This window comes from Promineifilum sp. (SeqCode) (assembly GCF_041918635.1).
GTDB lineage: Bacteria > Chloroflexota > Anaerolineae > Promineifilales > Promineifilaceae > Promineifilum.
The window spans coordinates 1-3,416 of record NZ_JAYRVJ010000518.1 but is presented as its reverse complement, the minus strand read 5'-3'; the positions used below and the strand labels follow the sequence as shown (position 1 = coordinate 3,416).

Below are 3,416 nucleotides of genomic sequence, written 5' to 3'. Positions count from 1 at the left end.
CGCTCCTCCAACTGGATCTCGATGATGGTGTTCACGTCCACGTCGTCGAACAGCACCAGCCGGCCGCGCCAATCCTTGCAGGCGTGCACCATGCGATCCTGGGCCACGGCCGCGCCGACGCAGTGCAGGATGAAGGCGGTGAACGACAGCGACTCGCCGGTGCGCGCTTTGTGCTCGCGCAGGATCATCCGCGCCTTGGTCACGTCGAACTCGACCAGGCCGTGGATCATGTGCTTGCGGCCGCCCGCCCGCGCCGCGTCCACCACCAGCCGCCGCGAGCGGGGGTAAGGGATAACCTGGTAGCCTGGCTCCTCCGGTATGCTCATGACTCACCTCGTAGAAGAAGAATCCACAGATTACACAGAATAAGAGGCTCACGCAAAGTACGCCAAGTAGGCAAAGAACGCCAAGAAGAATGATTCTTGGCGTTCTTTGCCTACTTGGCGCTCTTTGCGTGAGCGCTTAGGCCACACACCACTCGCGCATCTCTTGACGCCCTGCGTCATAAATGCTATGCTTTCTCTGTAACCGCGCACCATCGTAGCTTACATAGGAGGTTACCTTGACCGGCCCCGACCCGTCTCCACCAGGGCGACCCGCGGATCGCCTGCGATCCTTTCTAGATCGTCTCCCCTTCCGAGTGTTACTTTTGTTCACGTTGTTGATCGGCGGCATCGCCGGTCTGGCGGCATTCACGTTCGTCTACGCCGACGGGACATCGTATCTATCGAACGATCCCGAAGCGTGCGTGAACTGCCACGTGATGAACGACGTGTTCGACCGTTGGAACCACGGCTCCCACAAGGCGGTGGCGGTGTGCAACGACTGCCATACGCCGCACACCTTCGTCGGCAAGTGGACGGTCAAAGGGCTGAACGGCCTGAACCACAGCACACGCTTCACGCTGAACAACTTCCCCGAACCGATCCGTATCACCGACCGCAACCGCACCGTGGCCGCCGAGAACTGCATCTACTGCCACGGTACGGTAGCCAGCGAAATCAGCCATCTCGCCGGCGATGATCCCACCGACTGCCTGCACTGCCATGCTGGCGTCGGCCACGGCCGCTGATTATCTCAGTTGCCATAGACAGAACATCGATAGGTAATACAGACTGTTCAAATACGTTTCTGAAAAATCTGCGTAATCTGCGGATGCTTCTTCAGAGGAACCATGACCGAAACACCACAACCCACCTCACACAAGCGCAACTTCGGCTGGCTTATCGCCGCCTTCATCGGCGGCGCGCTGATCATGGCCGCCGTCGGCGCGCTGCTCATCAATATCCAGAACCGCAAGGCCGAGGCGGCGGTCAACACCCAGATCGTCGAGATCGCCGAGGGCGAACTGGACCCGGCCGTCTGGGGCCAGAACTTCCCGCGCCAGTACGACACCTTCATCAAGACCCAGGATGACACCATCAGCACGCCCTTTGGCGGCTCGGTCAAATACAGCAAGCTGGAGCGCGTCCCGGCCATGGTGCGCATCTGGGCCGGCTACGCCTTCTCGATTGACCACAACGAGGAGCGCGGCCACTATTACATGCAGATCGACCAGGCCAACACGCAGCGCGTCGTCGTCAAGGATCAGCCGGGCGCGTGCATCAACTGCCACTCGGCCAACGCGCCGGGGCTGATCGCCGAGATGGGCTGGGAGGAATTCAACCACACGCCCTACAACGATCTCGTCGGGCAGCTGGAGATGGGCACGTCCTGCGCCGACTGCCACGACCCGCAGACGATGGATTTGCGCATCACCCGGCCGGCCTTCATCAACGCCATGAACGAGCGCGGCATCGACGTGACCCAGGCCACCCGCCAGGAGATGCGCACCTACGTCTGCGCCCAGTGCCACGTGGAGTACTACTTCGCCGGCGACGACAAGGTGCTGACCTTCCCGTGGGATAACGGCACCAACATCGACGAGATCGACGCCTACTACACCGAGATCGGCTTCACCGACTGGGCGCACAAGGAAACGAATGCGCCCATGATCAAGATTCAGCACCCGGAGTACGAGATGTGGACGACCGGCCTGCACGCCAAGTCGGGTGTGGCCTGCGCCGACTGCCACATGCCCTACGTGCGCGACGGAGCGGTCAAGGTGTCGGATCACTGGCTGCGTAGCCCACTGGTCAACGTCAACAACGCCTGCCAGACGTGCCACAAGCAGGACGAGGCGCAACTGGTCGAGCGCATCAACACCATCCAGGAGCGGACGGCCAGCCTGCTGCGGCTGAACGAGGAAGCGCTGTTGGACGCCATTGACGCCATCGTCGTCGCCCAGAACGCCGGGGCGACGGACGATGAGTTGGCGAACGCCCGCGAGTTGCACCGCCGCGCCTCACTACGGTGGGACTTCGTCTCGTCGGAGAACAGCACCGGCTTCCACAGCCCGCAAGAGGCGGCGCGGGTGCTGGCGAACGGCATTGACATGGCCCGTCAGGCGCAGATCGAGGCCCAGCGCATCGCCGCCGAGCACGTCGCGCCGGTCGCCAGCAAGTAAGCTGCGTGGTAGCGCGGTATTCATGGCAAAAACCTCTCGTGGGCCAACCCCCATGGGAGGTTTTTGCGTTGTCACGCGGGATGGCATCCCGCGCGGCAGGTTGCCAACCCGCATTGTAGCGCGGGTGGCATCCCGCGTCTGAAGAGGCGGGTTGCCAACCCGCGCTACAAGTTGTACCCTTACTCAAAAAGGAGCATTCCATGTCGCAGTTTGCCCACGGCGGAGAACTCGTCGCCCGCTCGCTGGCGGCGCAGGGCGTCAACACCATCTACACCCTCTGCGGCGGTCACGTCGCGCCCATCTATGACGGCTGCCTGAACCACGATATCGCCGTCATCGACTTCCGGCACGAACAGGCGGCGGCCCACGCCGCCGACGCCCACGCCCGCTTGACGCGCGGCATCGGCGTGGCCCTCGTCACTGCCGGGCCGGGCGTCACCGACGCCGTCACCGGCGTCGCCAACGCCTACCAGGCCCGCAGCCCGATGATCCTGCTGGGCGGCGCGGCCCCGCTGAAGACCAAGGGCATGGGCGCGTTGCAAGAGATGCCCCAGGTGGAGATGTTCCGCACCTTCACCAAGGCCAGCTTCACCGTGGAGCGCACCGAGGACATTCCGGAGCAGTTGGCGGCGGCCTACCGCCACGCGCTGAGCGGCCGGCCCGGCCCCGTCTTCGTGGAACTCCCCTTCGACGTGCTATTCAACGCCGTGGATGCGCCGGAGCGGATGCCCGACCGGGTGGCGGTGGAACCGGTTCCACCGCCAATCAGCGCCGTCCAAGCCATGTTCGACCTGCTGCGCGCCGCTCAGCGCCCGCTGATCATCGCCGGCACACAGGTCTATTGGGACGGCGCGGGCGACGCCCTGCGCGAACTGACCGACCAGACAGCCGTGCCCGTCTTCACCAACGG

General features: G+C 63.7%; 3 protein-coding genes and 1 pseudogene. 3 read left to right on the top strand and 1 reads right to left on the bottom strand.

Annotated features, from left to right (window positions below; genetic code table 11):
• Positions 1-326: pseudogene (locus ACE3UY_RS15560) on the bottom strand (dehydrogenase); the annotation flags it as partial.
• 314 nt (positions 327-640) lie between these two features.
• Here ACE3UY_RS15560 and nrfH point away from each other — a divergent pair.
• The 3 genes from nrfH to ACE3UY_RS15545 form a co-directional block, all read left to right on the top strand.
• Positions 641-1,072: a cytochrome c nitrite reductase small subunit gene (gene nrfH, locus ACE3UY_RS15555; RefSeq protein ID WP_374688414.1), complete on the top strand. Its 432-nt coding sequence runs from the start codon at positions 641-643 to the stop codon at positions 1,070-1,072.
• A 102-nt stretch (positions 1,073-1,174) separates the two neighbouring features.
• Positions 1,175-2,506 carry an ammonia-forming cytochrome c nitrite reductase subunit c552 gene (locus tag ACE3UY_RS15550; protein ID WP_374688413.1) on the top strand — a complete coding sequence of 444 codons (1,332 nt, stop codon included), beginning with the start codon at positions 1,175-1,177 and terminating at the stop codon, positions 2,504-2,506.
• Between the two features lie 200 nt (positions 2,507-2,706).
• A partial coding sequence (locus tag ACE3UY_RS15545) for a thiamine pyrophosphate-binding protein (RefSeq protein WP_374688412.1) occupies positions 2,707-3,416 on the top strand: 710 nt, incomplete at its 3' end.

Bases quoted from the DNA above. Each gene is read 5' to 3' on its own strand.
- ACE3UY_RS15550 (WP_374688413.1), top strand. From the start codon at position 1,175: ATGACCGAAACACCACAACCCACCTCACACAAGCGCAACTTCGGCTGG.